General features: G+C 60.5%; 22 protein-coding genes, 1 other RNA gene, 1 pseudogene and 1 riboswitch. Of the genes and pseudogenes, 17 read left to right on the top strand and 7 right to left on the bottom strand.

Going from position 1 to position 23,028, the window contains the following annotated elements; genetic code table 11:
* Window position 1: 1 nt before the first annotated feature.
* The 5 genes from L63ED372_RS08015 (at window position 2) to L63ED372_RS07995 (ending at window position 5,980) form a co-directional block, all read left to right on the top strand.
* Window positions 2-1,366, top strand: coding sequence for an aminotransferase class III-fold pyridoxal phosphate-dependent enzyme (locus L63ED372_RS08015; protein WP_062405120.1), 1,365 nt, complete (start codon window positions 2-4; stop codon window positions 1,364-1,366).
* Window positions 1,363-2,622, top strand: coding sequence for a Tm-1-like ATP-binding domain-containing protein (locus L63ED372_RS08010; RefSeq protein ID WP_062405118.1), 1,260 nt, complete (start codon window positions 1,363-1,365; stop codon window positions 2,620-2,622). The genes L63ED372_RS08015 and L63ED372_RS08010 overlap by 4 nt, the downstream gene beginning before the upstream one ends.
* Window positions 2,615-3,283: an HAD-IA family hydrolase gene (locus tag L63ED372_RS08005; RefSeq protein WP_062405116.1), complete on the top strand. Its 669-nt coding sequence runs from the start codon at window positions 2,615-2,617 to the stop codon at window positions 3,281-3,283. The genes L63ED372_RS08010 and L63ED372_RS08005 overlap by 8 nt, the downstream gene beginning before the upstream one ends.
* A gap of 90 nt (window positions 3,284-3,373) precedes the next feature.
* Complete coding sequence (locus tag L63ED372_RS08000) at window positions 3,374-4,360, top strand: Bug family tripartite tricarboxylate transporter substrate binding protein (RefSeq protein ID WP_156343677.1); 987 nt, start codon at window positions 3,374-3,376, stop codon at window positions 4,358-4,360.
* Window positions 4,361-4,435: 75 nt separating this feature from the next.
* On the top strand, window positions 4,436-5,980 hold the full coding sequence (locus tag L63ED372_RS07995) for a malonate--CoA ligase (protein ID WP_062405112.1): 1,545 nt from the start codon (window positions 4,436-4,438) through the stop codon (window positions 5,978-5,980).
* Window positions 5,981-6,044: 64 nt separating this feature from the next.
* Here L63ED372_RS07995 and L63ED372_RS07990 read toward each other — a convergent pair whose 3' ends face one another.
* Window positions 6,045-7,277 (bottom strand): ABC transporter substrate-binding protein, encoded by a 1,233-nt coding sequence (locus L63ED372_RS07990; RefSeq protein ID WP_156343575.1) that lies wholly within the window; start codon window positions 7,275-7,277, stop codon window positions 6,045-6,047.
* Between the two features lie 218 nt (window positions 7,278-7,495).
* The gene (locus L63ED372_RS07985; protein ID WP_062405108.1) at window positions 7,496-7,939 is read right to left on the bottom strand and encodes a universal stress protein; all 444 of its coding nucleotides are present in this window, start codon (window positions 7,937-7,939) and stop codon (window positions 7,496-7,498) included.
* Between the two features lie 108 nt (window positions 7,940-8,047).
* On the opposite strand from L63ED372_RS07985, the gene L63ED372_RS07980 reads away from it, so the two are divergent.
* From L63ED372_RS07980 to L63ED372_RS07940, 9 genes are all read left to right on the top strand, one after another.
* Entirely contained in the window at window positions 8,048-10,444 is a 2,397-nt protein-coding gene (locus L63ED372_RS07980; RefSeq protein ID WP_062405106.1) for a heavy metal translocating P-type ATPase, read from the top strand.
* A gap of 9 nt (window positions 10,445-10,453) precedes the next feature.
* Window positions 10,454-10,591, top strand: coding sequence for a cbb3-type cytochrome oxidase assembly protein CcoS (gene ccoS, locus L63ED372_RS07975; protein ID WP_062405104.1), 138 nt, complete (start codon window positions 10,454-10,456; stop codon window positions 10,589-10,591).
* 73 nt (window positions 10,592-10,664) lie between these two features.
* Window positions 10,665-12,104, top strand: coding sequence for a cytochrome-c oxidase, cbb3-type subunit I (ccoN, locus tag L63ED372_RS07970; RefSeq protein WP_062405102.1), 1,440 nt, complete (start codon window positions 10,665-10,667; stop codon window positions 12,102-12,104).
* Between the two features lie 13 nt (window positions 12,105-12,117).
* Window positions 12,118-12,744, top strand: a complete 627-nt coding sequence (gene ccoO / locus L63ED372_RS07965; protein ID WP_062405100.1) for a cytochrome-c oxidase, cbb3-type subunit II — start codon at window positions 12,118-12,120, stop codon at window positions 12,742-12,744.
* A gap of 9 nt (window positions 12,745-12,753) precedes the next feature.
* The gene (locus L63ED372_RS07960; protein ID WP_062407815.1) at window positions 12,754-12,894 is read left to right on the top strand and encodes a CcoQ/FixQ family Cbb3-type cytochrome c oxidase assembly chaperone; all 141 of its coding nucleotides are present in this window, start codon (window positions 12,754-12,756) and stop codon (window positions 12,892-12,894) included.
* 37 nt (window positions 12,895-12,931) lie between these two features.
* Window positions 12,932-13,864: a cytochrome-c oxidase, cbb3-type subunit III gene (gene ccoP, locus L63ED372_RS07955; RefSeq protein WP_062405097.1), complete on the top strand. Its 933-nt coding sequence runs from the start codon at window positions 12,932-12,934 to the stop codon at window positions 13,862-13,864.
* 56 nt (window positions 13,865-13,920) lie between these two features.
* On the top strand, window positions 13,921-15,378 hold the full coding sequence (ccoG, locus tag L63ED372_RS07950; RefSeq protein WP_062405095.1) for a cytochrome c oxidase accessory protein CcoG: 1,458 nt from the start codon (window positions 13,921-13,923) through the stop codon (window positions 15,376-15,378).
* Between the two features lie 26 nt (window positions 15,379-15,404).
* Window positions 15,405-15,689: a hypothetical protein gene (locus L63ED372_RS07945; RefSeq protein WP_062405093.1), complete on the top strand. Its 285-nt coding sequence runs from the start codon at window positions 15,405-15,407 to the stop codon at window positions 15,687-15,689.
* Between the two features lie 16 nt (window positions 15,690-15,705).
* Window positions 15,706-16,011: a hypothetical protein gene (locus L63ED372_RS07940; protein WP_062405091.1), complete on the top strand. Its 306-nt coding sequence runs from the start codon at window positions 15,706-15,708 to the stop codon at window positions 16,009-16,011.
* On the opposite strand, the gene fnr is transcribed toward L63ED372_RS07940, so the two are convergent.
* Window positions 15,989-16,708, bottom strand: a complete 720-nt coding sequence (gene fnr / locus L63ED372_RS07935; RefSeq protein ID WP_062405089.1) for a fumarate/nitrate reduction transcriptional regulator Fnr — start codon at window positions 16,706-16,708, stop codon at window positions 15,989-15,991. The two genes, L63ED372_RS07940 and fnr, sit on opposite strands and share 23 nt — an antisense overlap.
* 207 nt (window positions 16,709-16,915) lie before the next feature.
* Between fnr and hemN the strand changes: the two are divergent.
* Together hemN and L63ED372_RS07925 are read left to right on the top strand one after the other, a co-directional pair.
* Window positions 16,916-18,298 (top strand): annotated as a pseudogene (gene hemN, locus L63ED372_RS07930) (oxygen-independent coproporphyrinogen III oxidase).
* 61 nt (window positions 18,299-18,359) lie between these two features.
* On the top strand, window positions 18,360-19,037 hold the full coding sequence (locus tag L63ED372_RS07925; protein WP_062405086.1) for a sulfite exporter TauE/SafE family protein: 678 nt from the start codon (window positions 18,360-18,362) through the stop codon (window positions 19,035-19,037).
* 61 nt (window positions 19,038-19,098) lie between these two features.
* Here the strand turns inward: L63ED372_RS07925 and L63ED372_RS07920 are convergent, their stop codons facing one another.
* The 4 genes from L63ED372_RS07920 to L63ED372_RS07910 form a co-directional block, all read right to left on the bottom strand.
* Window positions 19,099-19,914 carry a sulfite exporter TauE/SafE family protein gene (locus L63ED372_RS07920; RefSeq protein WP_062405084.1) on the bottom strand — a complete coding sequence of 272 codons (816 nt, stop codon included), beginning with the start codon at window positions 19,912-19,914 and terminating at the stop codon, window positions 19,099-19,101.
* A gap of 24 nt (window positions 19,915-19,938) precedes the next feature.
* A non-coding RNA gene (ssrS, locus tag L63ED372_RS16685) (6S RNA) lies at window positions 19,939-20,118 on the bottom strand.
* A 70-nt stretch (window positions 20,119-20,188) separates the two neighbouring features.
* Window positions 20,189-20,524 (bottom strand): cell division protein ZapA, encoded by a 336-nt coding sequence (locus L63ED372_RS07915; protein WP_062405082.1) that lies wholly within the window; start codon window positions 20,522-20,524, stop codon window positions 20,189-20,191.
* Complete coding sequence (locus L63ED372_RS07910) at window positions 20,521-20,757, bottom strand: hypothetical protein (protein WP_062405080.1); 237 nt, start codon at window positions 20,755-20,757, stop codon at window positions 20,521-20,523. The genes L63ED372_RS07915 and L63ED372_RS07910 overlap by 4 nt, the downstream gene beginning before the upstream one ends.
* A gap of 84 nt (window positions 20,758-20,841) precedes the next feature.
* Window positions 20,842-21,088, top strand: a riboswitch (cobalamin riboswitch).
* A gap of 68 nt (window positions 21,089-21,156) precedes the next feature.
* On the opposite strand from L63ED372_RS07910, the gene L63ED372_RS07905 reads away from it, so the two are divergent.
* A complete protein-coding gene (locus L63ED372_RS07905; RefSeq protein ID WP_062405078.1) occupies window positions 21,157-23,025 on the top strand; it encodes a TonB-dependent receptor plug domain-containing protein in 1,869 nt (622 codons plus the stop codon).
* The last annotated feature ends 3 nt before the right edge of the window (window positions 23,026-23,028 follow it).

Here is a 23,028-nt window from a genome sequence, read left to right as displayed (position 1 = left end):
GATGAACAACGACCAACTCAAAGCCGACAACGCCCAATACCTGTGGCACCCCATGGCCCACCCGGGGGCGATGAAGAAGTCCACCCCCGACATCATCGCCAAAGGCGAGGGCTGCTGGATCTGGGACGTGGATGGCCACAAGATGCTCGACGGCGTGGGGGGCCTGTGGGCCTGCAACCTGGGCCACAGCAACAAGCCGGTACGCGACGCCATCGTGGCGCAGATGGACGAGCTGCCGTTTTACAACGTGTTCCGCGGCACCACGCATGTGCGGGCCATTGAGTTGTCCAAACGCCTGGTGCAGATGATGCAGCCCGAAGACGTGGCCACGGTCATGTTCTCCAACGGCGGCTCGGACGCGGTGGAGGGTGCATTGAAGGTGGCCCGCCAGTACTGGAAGCTGAAGGGCCAGGCCGACCGCTTCAAGTTCATCAGCCTGCGCCAGGGTTACCACGGTGTGCACTTTGGCGGCATGAGCGTGAATGGCAACACCAACTTCCGCCGCGCCTATGAGCCGCTGCTGCCTGGTTGCTTCCACATCGACACCCCCTGGGCTTACCACAACCCCTACACCGATGACCCGATCCGACTGGGTGAAATCTGCGCCGAGTTGCTGGAGCGCGAGATCGTGTTCCAGGGGCCGGACACGGTGGCGGCTTTCATCGCCGAGCCGGTGCAGGGCGCGGGCGGGGTGATCGTGCCGCCGCCCAACTACTGGCCGCTGGTGCGCCAGATTTGCGACAAGTACGGCGTGCTCTTGATCGCCGACGAGGTGGTGACGGGTTTTGGCCGCAGCGGTGAGATGTTTGGCACGCGCCTGTGGGGCGTGAATGCCGACATGTGGTGCCTGGCCAAGGGCATTTCTTCGGGCTACATCCCACTCGGGGCCACGGCCATCAACCGCCGCATTGCCGATGTGTTTGACGCCGATACCACGGGCACGGCCTCGGTCTCGCACGGCTACACCTACAGCGCGCACCCGATTGCGGCTGCTGCGGCGCTGGCAACGCTCGACCAGATTGAGGCGCTGGACATTCCCGGCAACGCCGCCCGCATGGGCGCACACCTGCAGACCCGCTTGCGCAAGCTGGTGGACACCTGCAGCTTTGTGGGCGATGTGCGTGGTGTGGGCCTGATGCTGGGCATTGAGATGGTGAACGACAAGGCCAAGCGCACCCCTATGACGCGCAGCAGCGACATCCCGGCGCGGGTGGCCAAGGCGGCCTACAAAGCGGGCTTGATGGTGCGCATCTCCGGCCCCAACCTGATCTTGTCGCCGCCATTGGTCATCACCCGCGAGGAGGTCGACTTCATGTGCGACGTGCTCGAAGCCGCCTTTGCCGCTGTGCAGGAGGGCCGCGCATGAAGAGCCCGGTCATCCTGATCGTCGGCACGGTCGACACCAAAAGCGACGAGATCGGCTTCATGCGCGAGCAGGTGCAGGCCGCTGGCGGGCAAGCGCTGATCATGGACGTGGGGGTGCTGGCCAAAGGCCGGCTGGTTCCGGACATCGCCAACACCGACGTGGCGGCGGCTGCGGGCTTGACGTTGCAGCAGGTCATGGACAGCGGCGACGAAAACAGCGCCATGGCACTCATGGCGCAGGGCGCGAGCCGACTAGCGTCGGAGTTGCAGCGTACGGGCCGCATGGACGGTCTGCTGGTGCTGGGCGGCACCATGGGCACCGACCTGGCGCTGGATGTCGCCAGCAGCTTGCCGCTGGGTGTGCCCAAGGTGGTGCTGTCCACGGTGGCGTTTTCGCCGCTCTTGCCGCCCGAGCGCATGCCGCCCGATCTGATGATGGTGCTATGGGCGGGTGGCCTCTATGGCCTCAACAGCCTGTGTCAGTCGGCCCTGGCCCAAGCCGCAGGCGCGGTGGTGGGGGCGTGTCGCGTGGCACGGGTGCCGCGTTTCGAGCGGCCGGTGGTCGGCATGACGTCCTTGGGGTCGAGCTGCCTCAAATACATGGTGCAGCTGCAGCCCGAACTGGACAAGCGCGGTTTTGACTTGGCGGTGTTCCACACCACAGGCATGGGGGGCAGGGCGTTTGAATCGTTGGCTGCACAAGGCCAGTTTGCCTGCGTGATGGATTTGAGCCTGCAGGAGATGGTCAACCAAATGGGCGGCTCGGTGGTGAGCGCGGGGCCGGATCGCCTCATGGGCGCGGGCCTCAAAGGCGTGCCGATGATCGTCGCCCCCGGCGCCACCGACCTGGTGGATTACCCCGCTTGGGGCCAGATGCCCGAGCGTTTTGCTGGGCGGCCCTCGCACGACCACAACCGATTGATCGCTTCGGTGGGCATCGACGCCAACATGCGCCGCGAATTCGCCCGCGAGCTGGCCAGCCGATTGCGTCAGGCACAAGGCCCGGTGCACTTGGTACTGCCCTTGCGAGGCATTCAGGAGTGGGACCGGGCTGGTGCACCGCTGCACGATCCAGAAGGCCTGGCGGCCATGATGGACGAAATGGCGCAGTGCGATTGGGGCGCAGCGGAAGTTTCGCGCATTGACGCGCACATCAACGACGCGGCTTTTGTGCAGCATGTGCTGGCCGTGTTGGACGATTGGCTCGCCAAAGGGCTGGTGGTGCCTGCTGCGGGCATGAAAGCGCCTCATGTCTGACGCGCTGAGACCCGAGGACAAAGCCCTGATTCTGGACTTTGGCGGCGTCATCAGCCGCACCCTGTTTGAAACCCACGCTTTGAGCGAGGCGGCTTTGGGCCTGCCTGCCGGCACACTGACCTGGCAAGGCCCATTTGCGCCTGAAACCGATGCGCTGTGGCAAGCCATGCAGGCCGACCGCATCAGCGAACGCGATTACTGGATGCAACGCACCCGCGAGGTTGGGCGCTTGCTGGGTGAAGAATGGACCGAGATGCAGACCTTTGTGCAGCGCGCTCGTGGGGCGGATGTACAGGCCGTGATCCGGCCAGAGGCGTTGGCGGCTATCCACCAGGCCAAGGCGCTGGGCTACAAGCTGGGCATTTTGTCCAATGAGCTGGATCTGTTTTATGGCGCTGATTTTCGCGAACGTCTGCCCTGGCTCCAGCAGTTTGACGTGATCGTGGACGCCACCTACACCCAGATCCTCAAACCCGATCCCCGCGCTTACCAGGCGTGTTTGGATGCCTTGGGGGTGCGGGCCGAGCACGCCGTGTTTGTGGACGACCAGCCACGCAATGTGGCCGGTGCCCAGCGCTGCGGTTTGCCCGTGGTGCATCTGGAGGTGTGCCAGCCCGGTGCCGGTTTTGCCAAAGCCCTGCAGATGCTGGCTGCTCTCTGATCAGGTCGTGACACCCCGGCGCAAGCCTGTCTTTGTAAAAACTTTATGATGCCGTTTCCGAATAAAACCAGGAGACACGACATGACCGAAATGAACCCTTGGGGCCAGCGCCGCGATTTTTTGAAGGCCATGGCGGCCGTCACAGGCTCGCTGCCGCTGTGGGCCCAGGCCCAAAGCAGCTGGCCCAGCAAGCCGGTGACCATGGTGGTGCCCTTTCCGGCAGGGGGCGGCACAGACGCATTTGCGCGGCCCATGTCGGCCGCGTTTGCCAAGCTCACGGGCAAACAGCTGATCATCGACAACCGTGGTGGTGCGGGTGGCACGCTGGGGGCGGGCATTGCGGCCAAGTCTACGCCCGATGGCTACAACTACTTCATGGGGGCGGTGCACCACACCATCGCGCCCAGCATGTACCCGAGACTGGACTACGATCTGGAGCGTGACCTGATCCCCCTCATCCAGGTGGCCAGCGTGCCACAGGTGCTGGTGGTCAATCCCAAGAAAGTCCAGGCGGCCGACTTCAAGGCCTTTCTGGATTTTTTGAAAAAGAACCCGGCCCGTTTGAACTACGGCTCGGCAGGTGGCGGCACCTCGCACCACTTGGCGGGTGAGTTGTTTAAGCTGCAGACCAAGACCTTCATTACCCACATCCCTTACCGAGGCGCAGGCCCGGCCCTGCAAGACCTGATCGCGGGCAACGTGGACATGATGTTCGACGGCCTGGGCTCGTCGGCGGCGCACATCAAGGGCGGCCGCATCAAGGCCCTCATGGTCTCGGGGGCCAAGCGCAATGCGGCTTTCCCGGATGTGCCTTGCTCGGCCGAGCTGGGTTTGCCCGATTACACCGTCTCAACCTGGTATGGCGTTTGGGCCCCCAAGGGCACGCCTGCGGATGCCCAAGCGCGTGCCATTGAGGAATTTCGCCGTGCCTGCTTGACCGACGAGGCCAAAGCCGTCTGGGCCAACCAAGGCGCAGAGTTCCCCAACCTCACGGGCGGCCAGTTCGACGCGTTCATCAAGAAAGAGCTCACCAAGTGGTCGCAAGTGGTCAAGGCTTCCGGCGCCAAGCTCGACTGAAACGCTTTGGGATGTTGGATGGGCCTGTGATGGTGCCCATTTGCATGCCTGTTTTCACCTTGCAATTTTGAAACCATGACCCACAACAACCTGTTTTCGGCCCTGCGGGCTGCTTTTCCTGCCGACCTGACGGCCACGGCCGTGGAGACCGATGAAGGCCTGCGCTACAGCTGGCAAGACCTGGACCGCGCCACGGCCATGATGGCCAATTTGCTGCAATCGCTGGATTTGCCTGAAGGCAGCCGGGTGGCCGCGCAGGTCGAAAAGTCGGTGGAAGCCCTGATGCTGTACTTGGCGACCTTGCGCGCCGGTTATGTGTTTTTGCCCCTGAACACCGCTTACCAAAGCGCCGAGATCGAGTACTTCATTGGCAACGCCGAACCGGCTGTGGTGGTGTGCAGCGGGGCCAATTTCGGCTGGGTCAGCAAGATCGCTTTCAAGTCGGGCACCCAGCATGTGTTCACCTTAAATGATGACCGTACGGGCAGTTTGCTCGAGCGAGCTGCGCACCACAGCGACCAACACCAGACGGTTGCCCGACAGGCCGATGACCTGGCGGCCATCCTCTACACCAGTGGCACCACCGGGCGCAGCAAGGGGGCCATGCTCACGCACGGCAACATGCTGAGCAATGCGCTCACGCTCAAGGATTACTGGGGTTGGAAAAAGGGTGATGTCCTGATCCATGCGCTGCCCATCTTTCACGTGCACGGCTTGTTTGTGGCCATCCACGGGGCCCTGATCAACGGCAGCAAGATGATCTGGATGGCCAAGTTCGACCCCAAACGCGTGATTGCCCGCATGAAGGAGGCGACCGTGTTCATGGGCGTGCCCACGTTGTATGTGCGCATGCTGGCCGAGCCTGCGCTCGACAAGGCGGCGGTGAACAACATGCGCTTGTTCATTGCAGGCTCTGCCCCCTTGTTGATCGAGACCTTCACCGAATGGCAAGAGCGCACAGGCCACACGATTTTGGAGCGCTACGGCATGAGCGAGACCGCCATGCTGACCTCCAACCCCTATGCAGCGGACAAGCGTTACGCCAAGCAGACCGAGCGGCGCGGTGGCACGGTGGGTTTCCCTTTGCCCGGTGTGCGTTTGCGTGTGCGGGGCGACGATGGCCAGGAGATGCCGGTGGGCGAGATTGGCGGGATTCAGGTCCAAGGCCCCAATGTGTTCAAAGGTTACTGGCGCATGCCCGAAAAAACCGCCGAAGAATTCACAGCCGATGGCTATTTCAAGACCGGTGATGTGGGCAAGGTCGACGAGAGGGGTTACGTGACCATCGTCGGCCGCAGCAAAGACCTGATCATCAGCGGCGGCTACAACGTGTACCCTGCCGAGATCGAGGGCTACATCAACGAGATGAAGGGTGTGGCCGAAAGCGCTGTGGTGGGTGTGCCCCATCCGGACTTTGGCGAAGTGGGTGTGGCCGTGGTCATCGCCAAGTCTGGTGCGGTGGTGCAGCCCGAGGGCGTCTTGGCCGAACTCAAGGCCAAACTGGCCAACTTCAAGATCCCCAAGCGTTGTTTTGTGGTGGCCGAGTTACCGCGCAACACCATGGGCAAGGTGCAAAAGAACCTGCTGCGCGATCAGCACAAAAACTTGTTCTCAGTCTGAAGTTTTTGAGCCGATCTTGAGGGGTGCCCCGCCCATGACCTCGTCCAGTGGTCATGGGCGGTTTTTATTTGAGGTAGGCGTTTTTCTCGTGCACACGCTGGATGTGCTGCGCCGCTTGTTCAGGGCTGATGTCCTGGTTGAGCACCTTGACATTGGCAAACCAGAGCTCTTCTTCCATGGAGGGCCAGACCCTGTTGAGTTTTTGGGCGTTCAGGCGGATGGTGTCTTGGCAACTGCGTCGCCAGCCCATCATGTCCTGACCCAAAGGGTCGTTGATTTTGACGGGATGGTCGGCCAGTGGAAAGTACCCGGTCAGGGTGTCGGTGAGCAATTGAGCGAAATCGGCCGTGCCAAGCCAGGCAATGAACTGGAGCGCAGCGGCTTGATTGGGGCTGTTTTTGTTTACACCGATGCCGAAATCGGGGTGCACCGAGATGTGACAGGGCTGACCTTCGTGTTCAACAGGGGGTTTGAAGACACCCAGATCGATGGATTTTTTGTAAGCAAAACTGGTGCTGCGCAAAAAATCGATGTCCCAGGAGCCTGAGGGGTAGACCGCCGCATTGCCTGTGGCAAACAAGAGCTGGATGTCACCGTTGGACAGGCTGTTTTGCTGGGGGTGCATGTAGGGCTTGAGTTGGGCCATCATTCTCCAAGCCTTGACAAAGCCCGGATCGGTGAATTTGACAGTGCCCTCCATCAGTCCGAGCCGGGCCTTTTCACCTTCCCAGAAATTGGGCCCCAGGCCCGTGAACACCACTTGGGTGGATTCCCACATGTCGGCGGTGCCCAGGGCCAACGGCGTCACTGTTTTGCTGGCCGCCACTTGACTGAGCAATTGGTAGAACTGGTCCCAGGTGCTGGGGGGCTCGAGCTTCAAGTCGCGCAGGATTTTCTTGTTGTAGAACAGCCCATGCATGACATAGGCCACGGGCAAACAATACGTGGTCTGGCCGTCGTCGGTGGTCCAGGCGCGACGCGCTTGTGGGTTGAAGTTTTTGAGTGCCTCTTCCTTCAGGGGCAGCAGGTAGCCCTTGGCCTGCATGCGCACACTGGCGTCAAAGGGTCGGCAAAAGATCAGGTCGCCAGCGCGTCTTGTGGAAAGCCTGGCCTCCAGTCGTGCATCGTAGGCAAGAGGTTCTTCGGGTTTGAACTGCACCTTGATGCCGGGGTGCTGGCGTTGAAAGGCTGGGATCAGCACCTTGTCCCAAAAAATCTGGTCGTCCTTGCGCCAGCTTTCGATGGTCAGTACCTGAGCCTGCACCGTCCCCACCACCAACATGGCCAACCCAAGCATCCTCAGACCCCACAATTTCCCCCTAATAGTGCTGGTCAGGCTGGGGTTTGACTGACGGACATCTGGGCGTTTGAAACGTGGTGTCATGGCTTGAGGCTCAGAATAATTTGAATACATTTTATTTAATAAATGCATTCAACACTTTTTCACGGCAGAAAATGAGGCTGCCTATGCCAAGCCCTGCGGCCTCAGTCTGAACCACCCCCCCCAGGCGCCCCTCAGCGCAGAACCAACACGGGGATGTGCGAATGCGTCAACACTTGCTGAGTTTCACTGCCCAAGAGCAGGCGCTTGATGCCTTTGCGACCGTGGGAGGCCATGACGATCAGGTCGGCCTTGTGCTTTTTCGCTGCCGCAATGATGGCGTCCGAGACCACATCCGATTTGACCGTGATGACTTTCGTACTCACGGCTTTGGCCTTGGCGCTCTTTTCGACCGTGGCCAACTGAACCCGGGCCGATTCGGTCCACTGGGCTTCGACGCGTGCGATTTCTTCGCTCGACAGGGGGATGCTGCCCTCAAAGTAGGCCTGCGGGTAGCGCGGCACCACCTTGATCGCGATCAGTTCTGCGCCGCAGGTGGCCGCCAGTTCGATGGCGCTGGCCACGGCTTTTTTGGACAAGGTGGAACCGTCGGTGGCGACAAGGATGCGTTGGTACATGAGGTGCTCCTGTTGGAAAATGACAAAAACCCAGCTTAGAAGAGCAGCAAATGGGAGTGCTTGATTTACATCAAGCTTTGATCGGGTGGGCTGTCGTATCTTCGAAACATGACCCAAGTCAATGTTTTGCCCGGCCTGCCAGCTGCGTCCTCCGAAAAAGGGGCTTTGGTGGCAATGCCGCTGGCAAGCTCCGAGCACAACACACCCCAGCAGCGGCTGGCATTGCTCGATGTGCCCGAAGAATGGGCGGCATTCAGCTTGCCCGAAAAAACCGACTCGGGTTGCTGGCGCTCCAGCGTGGTGTTTGAGGGCATGCATTGCGCGGCCTGCGCCATCACCCTGGAAGACGCTTTGCGGGCTGTGCCTGGTGTGCAGTCGGTGCAAATCAGCGGTGCCAGCCACCGGGGTCAGATCGTCTGGTCGCCCGAGCTCACGCGACCTTCTGAATGGATGCGTTCGGTCGAGCGCCATGGCTACAAGGCCTTGCCCGCGAACGATGCTCACGCCCATGCCCGCAGGCGCGAAGAGGCCCGGCGCATGGTCTGGCGTTGGGCGGTGGCGGCCATGTGCATGATGCAAGTCATGATGTACGCCACGCCGACGTACCTCAGCCAGCCGGGCGACATCTCGGACGAAGCGGTGCATTTGCTGCGCTGGGCTTCCTGGGTGCTGTCTTTGCCGGTGATGTTTTTCTCGTGCACCCCGTTCCTCAGACAGGCTTGGCGGGACCTGTGCGAGCGTCAGATCAGCATGGATTTGCCCGTAGCGCTGGGCATGGTGGTGACCTTTGTGGTCAGCACCCTCGGCACGTTCGAGCCACAGGGGCCGTTTGGTGCCGAGGTGTTTTTTGATTCGTTCACCATGTTCGTGTTCTTTTTGCTCACGGGCCGCTGGCTGGAGCTGCGCATGCGCGACCGCACGGCCGGGGCGCTGGAGGCGGTGCTCAACCGCTTGCCCGACAGCGTGCGAAAGCGCCAGAGCGATGGCACTTGGGTCCTCATGTCCATCCGCCGCTTGCAAGTGGGGGATGTGATCGAGGTCTTGCCCGGTGAGGCTTTTGCGGGCGATGGCCGGGTGATGGTCGGTCAGACCCAGGTGGACGAAGCCTTGCTGACGGGCGAGTCGCGCCCATTGGCGCGGGGTGTGGGTGACCGCGTCATTGCCGGCAGTCACAACCTGAGCGGTACCTTGCAGGTGCAAATCGAGCAAATCGGCGCGGCCACCCGTTATGCACAAATCGTGGCTTTGATGGAAAGCGCCTCCGTCTCCAAACCCGCCATGGCGCAGCTGGTGGACCGTTGGGCCAAACCCTTTTTGGTGGCGGTGATGCTGGCCTCTTTGGCCTCGGCCATTTATTGGTGGCCGAGCGACCCCGCGCACGCGGTGATGGTGGCGGTGGCCGTGCTGATCGTGACGTGCCCTTGCGCTTTGTCGCTGGCCACGCCTGCGGCCATGTTGGCCACGGCCGGGGCTTTGGCGCGCAGTGGCGTGCTGGTGCGGCGCCTGAGCGCCCTGCAAAACCTGTCGCTGATTGACACGGTGATTTTTGACAAGACCGGCACTCTCACGCGCGATGCTTTTGAAGTGGCCCGCATCCACACCCGCGAGGGTGTGAGTGCGGCCCAGGCCCTGGACTGGGCCGGCAGTCTCGCGCGGCATTCCTTGCACCCGGTCTCGCGGGCTCTGTGGTCCGAGGCCCGGCGTCGCGCCGAAGCCGCCGAGCGTTTGCAAGCCTTGGAGGCACTGGCCGCACACAACGTGAGTGAGCTGGCAGGGCAGGGGGTGCAAGGCGCGTTGACCCCGCCAGGCCAAGCCACCCAAACATTGCGTTTGGGCTCGGCCGCTTTTTGCGCAGCCCCGCCACGCGCTGGGCACCACCTGCAGGTCAGCCTGGCCGATGCGTCGGGCTGGCTCGCCAGCTTTGAGTTGGCCGAGCAAGTGCGCCCCGAGGCAGCAGGTGTGGTGTGTGCCTTGTCGCAAATGGGTTTGAACCTGAAGGTCTTGTCGGGCGACGGCCCCGCTGCGGTGACCCAAGTGGCGCAGGCCGTGGGCATAGCGGATGCGCAAGGCGGCTGCAGCCCCCAGCACAAATTGCAAGCGCTGCAGGCCCTGCAGGCCCTGGGGCACAAGGTGGCCATGGTGGGCGATGGCCTGAACGATGGGCCGGTCTTGGCCGGGGCCGATGTGTCCTTCGCGCTGGGCCAGGCCGTGCCGCTGGCGCAGTCCAAATCCGATTTTGTGTTGATGGGCGGGCAGCTCGAAGTGCTGGTCAGCACCTTGCAGCGCAGCCGCCAGACGATGCGCATTGTTCGGCAAAACCTGTGGTGGTCGGCGGCCTACAACGCCGCTTGTGTGCCGCTGGCCTTGATGGGCTGGTTGCCCGCCTGGGCCGCGGGCTTGGGCATGGCGCTCAGCTCCTTGCTGGTGGTTCTCAATGCCTTGCGTCTGTCGCAGGCCTTGCCAGAGTCGCGGCAGCCGCAGGCGATGGTCCTTCAACCCGTTTGAGAAAACAGCATGGACATTCTTTATTTGCTGATTCCGTTGTCTGTGGCCTTGGTGTTTTTCATTTTGGCGGGTCTGTGGTGGGCGATTGACCGAGGCCAATTTGAAGACATTGAGGCCGAAGGCGATCGAATTTTGCGTGACGATTGATTTTGATCAAGTGTTCCGGATGTTCACCCGGGCAAACTTAAACCGTAGATTTTTAAAAAAACCAGAGGTGAAAATGAAATTTGCCAATATGCAGGCGACGTCCTACAACGACAAGGTTGTCAGGCAGTTCGCCATCATGACGGTGGTCTGGGGTGTGGTGGGCATGCTGGTCGGCGTGATCATCGCGGCCCAGCTGACTTGGCCGGAGCTCAACTTCGGCATTTCCTGGCTCAGCTATGGCCGCTTGCGGCCCTTGCACACCAACGCGGTGATTTTCGCGTTCGGGGGATGCGGCTTGTTTGCAGCCGCTTATTACGTGGTGCAGCGCACCTGCAACGTGCGCCTGATCAGCGACAAGCTCGCCGCTTTCACCTTCTGGGGTTGGCAGTTGGTCATTGTTTTGGCGGCCATTTCTTTGCCCTTGGGTTTCACCAGCGGCAAGGAATACGCCGAACTCGAATGGCCGATTGACATCCTGATCACCCTGGTCTGGGTGGCTTTCGCGGTGGTTTTCTTTGGCACCGTCGGCACACGCAAGGTGCGTCACATTTACGTGGCCAACTGGTTCTTTGGGGCCTTCATCATCGCCGTGGCTTTGCTGCACATCGTCAACAGCGCGGCCCTGCCTGTGGGCATGATGAAGTCGTACTCGGCTTACGCGGGCGTGCAAGACGCGATGGTCCAGTGGTGGTATGGCCACAACGCCGTGGGCTTCTTCTTGACAGCGGGTTTCCTGGGCATGATGTATTACTTCATCCCCAAGCAAGCCGAGCGGCCTGTCTACTCGTACCGCCTGTCGATCGTGCACTTCTGGGCGCTGATCTTCACTTACATGTGGGCCGGCCCACACCACCTGCACTACACCGCGCTGCCTGATTGGACCCAATCGGTGGGCATGGTCTTCTCGCTCATCTTGCTGGCCCCCAGCTGGGGCGGCATGATCAACGGCATCATGACCTTGTCGGGTGCCTGGCACAAACTGCGTGACGACCCGATCTTGCGCTTCCTGATCGTGTCCCTGTCTTTCTACGGCATGTCCACCTTTGAAGGCCCGATGATGTCCATCAAGACCGTGAACGCGCTGAGCCACTACACCGACTGGACTGTGGGCCATGTGCACTCGGGTGCCTTGGGTTGGGTGGGTTTGGTGACCATGGGCTCGATGTACTACCTGATTCCCCGTTTGTTCGGCCAGAAAAAGATGTACAGCGTCAAAGCCATTGAAATCCACTTCTGGACTGCCACCATCGGCATCGTGATCTACATCGCGGCCATGTGGATTGCCGGGGTGATGCAAGGCCTGATGTGGCGTGCCATCAACGCCGACGGCACCTTGACCTACACCTTTGTCGAGTCGGTCAAAGCCACCTATCCCTTCTATGTGTTGCGTTTGCTCGGTGGTGTGCTCTATCTGAGCGGCATGCTCATCATGCTCTGGAACACGCTCAAAACCGTCTCGATGGGGCGCTCGGTGGAAGTCCGGATTCCCCAACTTGAACCTGCACACGCCTGAGGAGAAATCAAACATGGCTCAAAACCAAAAAACAGGCGGCTTGTCGCATGAGAAAGTCGAGACCAACAACTTCCTGATGATCGTGCTGATCTTGGTGGTTTTGTTGGTGGGGGGGATGGTCGAAATCCTGCCCTTGTTCTTCCAAAAGTCCACCACCGAGCCGGTGCCGGGCCTGAAGCCCTACACCGCACTGCAAGTGGTGGGGCGCGATGTGTATGTGCGTGAAGGTTGTTACAACTGCCACTCGCAAATGATTCGACCCTTCCGCGCCGAAACCCTGCGCTACGGCTCCTACTCGCTGGCGGGTGAATTCGTCTACGACCGCCCCTTCCAGTGGGGCTCCAAGCGCACGGGCCCTGATCTGGCCCGCGTGGGTGGCCGTTACAGCGACGAATGGCATCGCATTCACCTGACCAACCCGCGCGACCTGGTGCCCGAGTCCAACATGCCCGCCTATCCGTGGCTGGAGAAAACCCCCGCCAACGCGGCCTCCATCCAGGCCCACATGAAAGGTTTGCGCACCCTGGGCGCCCCCTACAGCGACGAAGAAATTGCCAAAGCACCGGATGAGGTGAAAGACAAAACCGAGCTGGACGCCGTCATCGCCTACCTGCAGGTGCTGGGCACCCACCGCAAATAAGGAATGGTCATGGACATCAACACCATGCGCTCTGTTGTGACCTTGCTCGCCTTTTGCTGCTTTGCCGGCATTGTGGTGTGGGCATGGTCCAACCGTAACCAGGCCGATTTTGACGAGGCAGCGCAGCTGCCATTTCGTCAGGACGATTGAGCCGTCCTTCAGAACTTAAAAATACCAAGGAAACTCCATGAGTGACTTCATCAGCAACTTCTGGCACTTGTATGTGGCCGGCATCACGCTGGTCAGCATCATTGCCTGTCTGCTTTTGTTGTGGTTCAGCGGCAAGGCCAAGGCCATGACCGCCAACGACAACACCACCGGCCACGTCTGGGACGGTGACTTGCGTGAAATGAACAACCCGCTGCCCCGTTGGTGGGTGGGTTTGTTCATCATCACCATCATTTTTGCCTTCGTTTACCTGGCTATGTACCCGGGTGCAGGCAACTTTGCCGGCAAATTTGGCTGGTCCTCGGCCGGTCAGTACGAGGCTGAAGTGGCCAAAGGCAATGCCGAAGTGGCGCCGCTGTACGCCAAGTTCCAGGGCATGCCACCCGAGCAAGTGTCCAAGGACCCGCAAGCGCTGGCCATTGGCGACCGCCTGTTCATGAACAACTGCGCACAGTGCCACGGCTCTGATGCACGCGGCAGCAAGGGCTTTCCCAATTTGGCCGATGCCGACTGGTTGTATGGCGGCACGCCCGACGCGATCAAAACCACCTTGGTGCAAGGCCGTGCCGGCAACATGCCGCCCATGGCTGCCGCCGTGGGCACACCCGAGGACGTGCGCAACGTGGCGCACTATGTGTTGAGCCTGTCCCAAAGCCCGCACGACTCGCTGCGTGCACAACTGGGCAAATCCAAGTTTGGTGCTTGCGCGGCTTGCCATGGTATGGACGGCAAGGGCAACCACGCCATGGGCGCTCCCAATCTGACCGACGACATCTGGTTGCACGGCTGGGGTGAGAACGCCATCGTGAACATCATCAACAACGGCAAGGTCAACCAGATGCCGGCTCAGGCCGCCAAGTTGACCGAAGGCCAGATCCATGTGCTCGCTTCCTATGTCTGGGGCTTGTCCAACAACGCTGTGGCCAGCGCTGCAGCCAGTCCTGCCAAGTGATGTCACCCCCTGCAGCAGGCTTGCCCTTTTGCAGAAATTGAACCAAGGTTTGCGTTTTGTCCACCCCTGAAGATCGTCCCTCCCGCAGCGTGATCCCGATCACCTCCGTGTCCGCCGAGGGCGATGCGGACATGGTGTCCCTGTACCAAGCCCACCAAAAAATTTACCCCCGCAGCGTTCAGGGCGTGTTTGCCAAATGGCGTTGGCTCATGGTGGTGATCACGCAATTGGTCTTCTACGGCCTGCCTTGGTTGGAGTGGGGGCAGCGCCAGGCGGTGCTGTTTGACTTGGGGGCACGCAGGTTCTACATCTTCGGCCTCGTGCTCTACCCACAGGACTTCATTTACCTGACGGCTTTGCTGGTCATCTCGGCCTTGTCGCTGTTTTTGTTCACGGCTGTGGCGGGACGTTTGTGGTGCGGCTTTGCCTGCCCACAAACGGTTTACACCGAAATTTTCATCTGGATCGAGCGCCAGTTTGAAGGCGATCGATCGGCCCGCATGCGCCTGGACGATGCACCAATGAGCTTCAACAAGCTCTGGCGCAAAACAGGCAAGCAACTCGCCTGGATTGTGTTGTCGCTTTGGACGGGTTTCAGCTTCGTGGGCTACTTCACGCCGATCCGCGAATTGACCGCATCGATCTTCTCCCTGGGATTTGGACCTTGGGAAATTTTCTGGATCTTGTTTTACAGTTTTGCCACCTATGGCAATGCGGGCTTCATGCGCGAGCAGGTCTGCAAATACATGTGCCCCTATGCCCGCTTTCAGAGCGCCATGTTCGACAAGGACACCCTGATCGTCACTTACGACGAGGCGCGGGGTGAGCCGCGTGGTGCCCGTTCTAAAAAAGCAGACCCCAAGGCGCAGGGCTTGGGCGCATGTGTGGACTGCACCTTGTGTGTGCAGGTCTGCCCCACCGGCATCGACATCCGCAAAGGCCTGCAGTACGAGTGCATTGGCTGCGGCGCTTGTGTGGACGTGTGCAACAACGTGATGGACAAGGTCGGTTACGAGCGTGGTCTCATCAAGTTCTCGACACAAAACGCCATGGACAAAGGCTGGAGTGGGGCGCAAACCGTGCGCCGCATTTTCCGCCCGCGTGTCTTGGTTTACACCGCTGTGCTGTGGGCCATCATCCTCGGGGTGGGGCTGTCCTTGTGGAGTCGCGATCCGTTCAAGGTGGACATCGTGCGCGACCGCGCCACCATGGCCCGCATTGTGGTGGGCGGCAAAATTGAAAACGTGTACCGCTTGCAAATCATGAATGCGGCCGAGCAGAACTTGACTTTTCAGTTGCAAGTCGATGGTCTTCCGGGCCTGGCCCTGGCCACCGAGCCGCTGGTGGAAGTGGGTGCCACCGAATCGCGTTGGGTGTCCGTGCGATTGCAAGTGCCCTACGACGCAGCGCCCGCTGGATCTCACCCGATCCATTTCCGCATCGAATCCCGATCGACAGACGGCCAATCGGTCGGTCAGCTGAGCGAAAAAACCGTGTTTCTGGTCCCTCGCTGAGTGACCTTTATTTTTGAAAGACAGCCATGAACAAGGTTCTGAATGTGAGCAAAGAGGGACAGCCCTGGTGGCGTTTTGGATTGGTGTGGATGGTGATTGGCGGCCCCGCCGTGGTGGTGGTGGCGGGTTTCATCACGTTCTACATTGCTGCGACCAACCCTGACCCGGTGCTCAACGTCACGCCACGCACCGCCATGCAAGAGCGCCAGGGCATCACCCATGTCCCCGCCATGCAAGGACGCAACCATGCGGCCACAGGCGAGTTGCCCGCCGCGCTGCAAAAACCTGCTGCTGAACCCACCAAACCCTGACCCCAAGGGAGACACAATGCTTGCTCAACGTTGGATGTGGATCGCCTGGCCAGCCTTTTTGGTCGCAGGCCTGTTGGAAGTGCTGGTGTTCGCTTTTGTTGACCCGCAAGACCTGCACTGGTTCGGGCAAGACCTGGACCTGTCCAGGCAAGCGATTTACACGCTGGCCTTTTTTGCTTTCTGGGGCCTGACCATGCTCGCCAGCGGTCTCACCACGCTGCTGAGCCTGTCGCCGTTCGAGCTCAACCGTTGTCCTGTTCAGCCATCAGACAGGCCTGCAGAGTGCAGCAAAAAACGTGTCAATGGCACTGATTGTTGTTGACCAGGCGCTGCAGGCCCTCGGTGTCCAGAATGCGCACATGGCGCTGCTTGACTTCCACGGTGCCGTCTTCCACAAACTTCGAAAACGTACGGCTGACGGTTTCGAGTTTCAGGCCCAGATAGCTGCCTATTTCTTCGCGCGTCATGCGCAGCACCAGCTCGGACTGTGAAAAGCCTCGGGCGTGCAAACGTTGCACCAGATTCAGTAAAAAAGCGGCCAATCGTTCTTCGGCCCGCATGCTGCCCAAAAGCAGCATCACGCCATGCTCGCGCACGATCTCGCGGCTCATGATTTTGTGAACATGATGCTGCAAAGCGGTCACTTCGCGCGAGATTTCTTCGATCCGGTCAAAGGGCATGACACAGACTTCGGCGTCTTCCAGTGCCACCGCATCGCAGCTGTGCTGGTCGTTCACGATGCCGTCCAGGCCAATGATCTCGCCCGCCATCTGAAAGCCCGTGACTTGGTCGCGCCCGTCTTCAGTGGCCAGGCAGGTCTTGAAAAAACCGGTGCGAATGGCATAGAGCGATGTGAACTTTTCGCCATTGGTGAAGAGGGTGTCACCCCGCTTGATCTTGCGGCGTACAGCCACAAGATCGTCGAGGCGGTTGAGGTCATGGTCGCTCAGGCCCATGGGCATGCACAACTCGCGCAAGTTGCAATTGGAGCAGGCGACTTTGATGGCTTGTGGATTCATGGTTTATCTCTTGGTTGAGCAATGGATTTGCCTTGGATCAAGACTTGAGCTTATACGGAAAAATCGGCTTTATTTGCGGGTATACCCGGTCCTTGCTCGAAATCCCGAAAAACCGGTAAAGGGTTTGACCTGAGTCAATACATGGCCACATGCATGCGGGCACAGTGATGACTTGTTCTGTACACATTCGAATTAAGGGGCAGACACATGTCCGTCATCACACCGCAATTGCTGACACGCTTTGACGTGCCCGGCCCGCGCTACACCTCCTACCCCACGGCAGACCGTTTTGTTGAAGCCTTTGGCGAGGACGATTACGTGCAGGCGCTCACGCAACGCCAGTCGGGGTCGGTGGGCAAGCAGCCACCGCTGTCCTTGTACGTGCACATCCCGTTTTGCGAATCCCTGTGCTACTACTGTGCCTGCAACAAAATCATCACCAAACACAAAGAGCGGGCTGCGGATTATTTGCGTTACCTGCGCAAAGAGGTGGAATTGCACACCCGGCACCTGGGGCGCGGTCAATCGGTCAGCCAGTTGCATTTGGGTGGCGGCACACCCACTTTCATGAGTGACGAGTAGTTGCGCCAATTGATAGGCCTGCTGCGCGAGCACTTTGAGTTTGCACCGGGCGGTGAATACTCTGTCGAGGTGGACCCACGCACCGTGGATGAAAACCGCCTGGCCGTGCTGGCCGAGCTGGGTTTCAACCGCCTAAGTTTTGGCGTGCAGGACTTTGACCCTGCGGTGCAAAAAGCCGTGCACCGCATCCAGCCCGCAGAGCAAGTTTTTGCTTTGGTCGAGGCGTCTCGCCGATTGGGTTTTGAATCGGTCAATGTCGACCTGATTTACGGCTTGCCCCTGCAAACGCCCGAGTCTTTTGACCGCACGCTGGAGCAGGTGAAAAGTCTTCGCCCTGACCGTATCGCCTTGTATGCCTATGCGCACTTGCCCGAACGCTTCAAGCCGCAGCGCCGCATTCACGCGCAAGAGCTGCCTGCAGGTGCGGCCAAGGTGGCCATGCTCTCGCGCTCGCTCGATGCGCTGACCGATGCGGGCTATGTCTACATCGGCATGGACCACTTCGCTTTGCCGGGTGACGCTTTGGCCGTGGCCAAACGACAGGGGCGTTTGCACCGCAACTTCCAGGGTTACAGCACGCAGGCCGATTGCGACCTGATTGCGCTGGGCGTGTCCTCGATCGGCCGCATCGGCACGATCTACAGCCAAAACGCCAAGACCCTGGAAGAGTATGCCGACCTCCTTGACCAAGGCCATTTCCCGGTGGTGCGGGGCCTGGCGCTCACGCGCGACGACCTGATTCGCCGCTCGGTCATCATGGCGCTCATGTGCCAAGGGCAGTTGCACTACGAGTCCATCAACTTGGCCTGGCTGGTCGACTTCAAGACCCTGTTTGCCCCAGAGCTGCGCCAGCTCGAGGACATGCAAGCGCAAGGCCTGGTGCAGTTGAGTGAGACTGGCATTCAGGTCACGGCCATGGGTTGGTTTTTTGTGCGCGGCGTGGCCATGGTGTTTGACCGTTATCTGCAGGCCGACCGCCACCGCACGCGGTTTTCCAAAATCATTTGATGCGCACTGGGAGGGGCTGCATCGCTGACAATGCACCTTTCGATATTCAAGCGAACAAGCCATGCAAAGTTCTTTGGCCATCACGGCCTTGATGATGGGGGTGCTGGGCGGGCCACATTGTGTGGCCATGTGCGGCGCGGCCTGTGCCGGTCTGGGTCAAGCTGCGGGTGAGCGGCGGGCTCAGGCCTTGCTGGCGTTTCAGCTGGGTCGCCTGGGGGGCTATGCGCTTTTGGGTGCTGTGGCTGCGGCCAGCGTGCAGGGCCTGGGCTGGCTGACCACGCAATCCGCCGCCATTCGCCCGGTCTGGACCTTGCTGCACCTCACCGCGCTGGTACTGGGCTTGTTGCTCATGCTGCAGGCGCGGCAACCCCTGTGGCTCGATGCCGCAGCGCGTCGCTTGTGGGCGCGTGTGCGGGCCTTCAATAGCCGCTGGGGTCGCGCTGCGCCCTGGATAGTGGGCGGGCTGTGGGCCTTCATGCCTTGTGGCTTGTTGTATTCGGCTTTGATGGTGGCGGCTTTGACCAGCCAGCCCGTTGAGGGTGCGGCCACCATGGCTTTGTTTGCTTTGGGCAGCAGCCTTAGCCTGTGGGCCGGGCCATGGCTGTTTTTGCGAATGCAGACATTGGGCGATGGGGCTTGGGGCATGCGTGTTGCAGGCTTGGCGCTGGCGTCGGTCTCGGCCTGGGCCCTGTGGATGGGCTTGGTGCATGACCAGGCGCCTTGGTGCGTGACTCCCTGAAAACTAGACGAGTCGAACGACCGGTCAAGTTGACCGGAGGTGATATCCAAGGGGCCGTTGATCAGGCCACCAGACCTTTGTAGAGCATGTAAGCGGCCAGCAGGTACAGCACGCTGGCAAACACACGTTTGAGTTGCTTGACGGGCAGCTTATGGGCGGTTGACGCACCAATGGGGGCCATCAGTACGCTGCACACCGCAATCACCACCAAAGCGGGCAACCACAAGTAACCAAAACTGTAGGCTGGCAGGTCTTGCACGTTTTGGCCGCTCACGATGTAGCCGGCCACGTTGGCCAAGGCAATCGGAAAGCCCAAGGCGGCGCTGGTGGCCACCGCGTTGTGGATGGCCACATTGCACCAGGCCATGAAAGGCACGCTGATGAAGCCACCGCCCGCACCCACCAGGCCCGAGAGCAAACCAATCAGGCTGCCTGCTCCGAGCAAACCCTGAAAACCGGGCACCTGGCGCGAAGGCGCAGGTTTTTTGTCCAGAAACATTTGAGTGGCCGAAAAGCTCACAAACAGCGCAAAGAACAAAGCCAGGTACGTGCCTTTGGCAAACGCAAAAATACCCAAGCTGCCGATCAGGCTGCCGATCACGATGCCCGGGGCCAGGCCCTTGACCAGATCCCAGCGCACGGCTTTCTTCTTGTGGTGGGCACGCACGCTGGAGACGCTGGTGAAGATGATGGTGGCCATGGAGGTGGCAATGGCCATCTTGACGGCCAGGTCGGGGCTGACGCCACGGGCACCCAGCAGGTAAGTCAAGAAGGGCACCATGATCATCCCGCCGCCAATGCCCAACAGGCCCGCCAAAAAGCCCGTGCACAGGCCCAAAACGGCCAATTCGGCCAACAGCAGAGGTTCGATGATCATGGGGGAATGGGGAAGAAAGGTAAGAAGGTGTCTGCAAGTGCCACCGGACCGGCATCCTGAACCGGGGTTCAGGTGGGCGAGGGCAGACTGGCGTTGGGTTCATCTGACGCGAGATGATCACGCTCACCAGCCAATGTACCAAGCCCGGGCTCTAAGAGCATTGGTTCAAGGAAATATAAAGCCCGGCAAGCACTGCAGACCAAGCCATTGTAGGGGCTAAACCGCAGCGCTTGCCGTTGCCTGAATAACAGGCCACGTCACCCTAGCCCGGGTCTCAAAGCAACTGGCCGTCTTGCTCGATGACACGGTCCAAGCGACTGAGCAAGTGGACCAGCCGCGCTTGTGCATCGGCGGGCACATCGGCCGCAGTCTGGGCGCTGGCACTGTTTTTGTCAGAGGCGGGTGGCGCATCGGCCTGCTCGAAAGCCAAGTTCAGCGCAGCCAAAACGGCAATGCGGTCACGTGCCTTGATCTTGCCCGCGTCGCGGATCTTGCACATGGCTTCGTCCACTTTGCGCACCGCACCCATCAGGCGCTCTTCACCGCCTTCGGGGCAACCCAAAATGTAGCTTTGGCCCATGATCTGGACGTCGATTTGTCGGTTGCTCATGCGGAGGCCTCAGGCGATGCGGGGGCGGTGGTGGCAGGGGAGGGCAGCCGCTCAATGAGTGCATCGACACGGGCTCTGGCGGCGGCCAGGCGCGACTTGAGTTGGTCGCGCTCCAAGCTCAGCGCTTGCACTTGCTGGGCCAGCAAAGCATTGGTGCGTTGGAGCTCTTCGTGGCGCAGCAACAAGTGATCCACACGCTCGGCGATTTGATCGATGGTGTCGGAATAGGCCATGGCAAACAAGGAAAAGGAGGTCCCCCATTGTAGGGCGTACCGCACGAGGTCTACCGATTTTGTAGGTTTGTAGACAGCTTTGCGCCTAGAATTCAAGCTGTTGGTGCTCGCGCTGCCGGTTCACGGCTCGCAGTTCAACGGGAAGCAGGAGGGACAAGCCATCTCGGCTCACCTAACCTGCGCTGCCCCCGCAACGGTAAGCAGACGGGTCTTCATTCACGTGAAGACTCCGCTTTCATCTCAAACCACTGGCCGCCCTGAAACAGGCGGCTGGGAAGGTGATGAAGGTCGCTCTGCCAGCCCGGATACCGGCCAACAAGGTGACCTGTCGCAAGACCGGTTGTAAAGCCCATGCACTGTCGGGGAAGGCGGTGAGGGCGTTTGACTTGTTTGATTTTCATGACCTATCGCTCCCCTCGTGTGCGTCGCTTGGCGCTTGCACTTTCCACCCCTGCATTGTCTTTGCTCTCCTTGGCCAGTGGCGCCGCTTTGGCGCAAACCAAGGCGACCGAAGTCGTCGTCACGGCCAGCCGCACCGAGCAAATCTTGACCGATGCGCTGCCTCACACCACGGTGCTCGGTCGCGACGCGATCGAGCAATCGCAGGTGTCGGACTTGCCCACTTTGCTCTCTCGCGAAGCGGGTTTCCAATTCACCCAAACGGGCGGCCGTGGCGGGCAGGCCACCGCCTTTTTACGCGGCGCTGCGTCCTTGCAGGTGCTCGTCTTGGTGGATGGTGTGCCCCTGACCAAACAGGACACCACCGGGGCCGTGAGTCTGGAGCACATCATGCTGGACCAGGTCGAGCGGATAGAAATCGTGCGCGGCAACGTCTCGGCCATTCACGGCAGCGGCGCGGTGGGGGGGGTGATACAGGTGTTCACACGGCGAGGCCAGGGTCAGCCCATGGTTTACGCCAACGCCGAGCGCGGCGGACAGGGTACCCAGCGATGGAGTGCCGGTACACACGGCTCAGCCGGACCACTGGCTTATGCGGTGTCTGTGGGGCGTTTTCGCACGGAGGGCATCAATGCGGCCAACTTGTCGCAAACGACCAACGCCAACCCCGATGCAGACGGTTACCGCAACAACAACCATGCGCTGGACCTGTCTTACACACTCAGTCCCGAGCACAAGTTCGGAGTGCGCTCGACCCACTTCAAGGGCCAGTTTGACTACGATGTCTCGGGCAGTTTTGCCGAGCCGACCGACGTGCACCTGGCCCGCACCCAGCTCGACAGCCATACGCTGTACTGGTCAGGGCGTCTGGGGCCGCTGTGGTCCAGCCGCTTGAATTACTCGGTGTCCCAGGAGCGCAACGACACCGCCACCATCGGTGGGTACTCGTTCACCACTCAGGCCCTGACGCGCACCCGAATGCTGTCGTGGACCCACCAGTGGGACCTGCCCTCGATGGTGTTGACCGCCGGGCTCGACCATCAAACCCAGGGCATCGACATGGCCACCGATGGCGTCTCCGGCCTGTCGCGTGAGCGCGATGCCCATGCGCTGTATGGTGGTGTGGTGGTCAAACGTGCGGCGCACAACCTGCAGTTCAATTTGCGCCACGACGCGGTCGAAGGTCAGTCGGCCAAGGATTCGGTGTACCTGGGCTACGGCTACGACCTCAGCCCACAATGGAAATTGATCGCCAGCCACGCCACAGCTTTCAACATGCCTCCCTTGGGTTATCTGTTTGACCCCTACAGTGGCAACCCGAATTTGCGTCCCGAGACCGCCAACACCCAGGAGTTGGGTGTGCAATGGGCACATGGCTCACACCGTTTGCGCTCGACCTGGTTTTCCACACTCACCCAAGACCTGCTCCTCTACGACATGGAGCGCTTTCAGTTCAGCAACATCAGCCGTGCTAAAAATCAGGGCCTGGAAACCAGCTACAGTGGCCGCTTGGGCAGGACGGATGTGCGTGCCAGTTTGTCGCTGCAGGACCCGGTGAACCAGTCCACTGGCCAGCAATTGGTGCGCCGTGCCAAGACACTGGCTTCGGTGTCGGTCTCACAATCGCTGGGCTTGTTGTCGCTGGGCGGCAGCGTGCGCTATACCAGCGCCCGCCCGGACATCGAAAGCCAACCCGGGTTGCCCAGCAACACCTTGCTGGACCTGACCGCTCGCTACAGCCTGAGCCGGGAATGGACGCTGTATGGCCGCGTGGAAAATGCCACCGACAGCCGTTACCAAACCGCTTATGGTTACAACCAGCTGCCACGCACCACCACGCTGGGGCTGACCTGGAAAATGAAACGCTGATTG

Source organism: Limnohabitans sp. 63ED37-2, assembly GCF_001412535.1.
In the GTDB taxonomy this organism is placed as follows: Bacteria; Pseudomonadota; Gammaproteobacteria; order Burkholderiales; family Burkholderiaceae_C; genus Limnohabitans_A.
The sequence above is the reverse complement of the archived record's forward strand: the minus strand, read 5'-3'. Positions and strand labels throughout refer to the sequence as shown.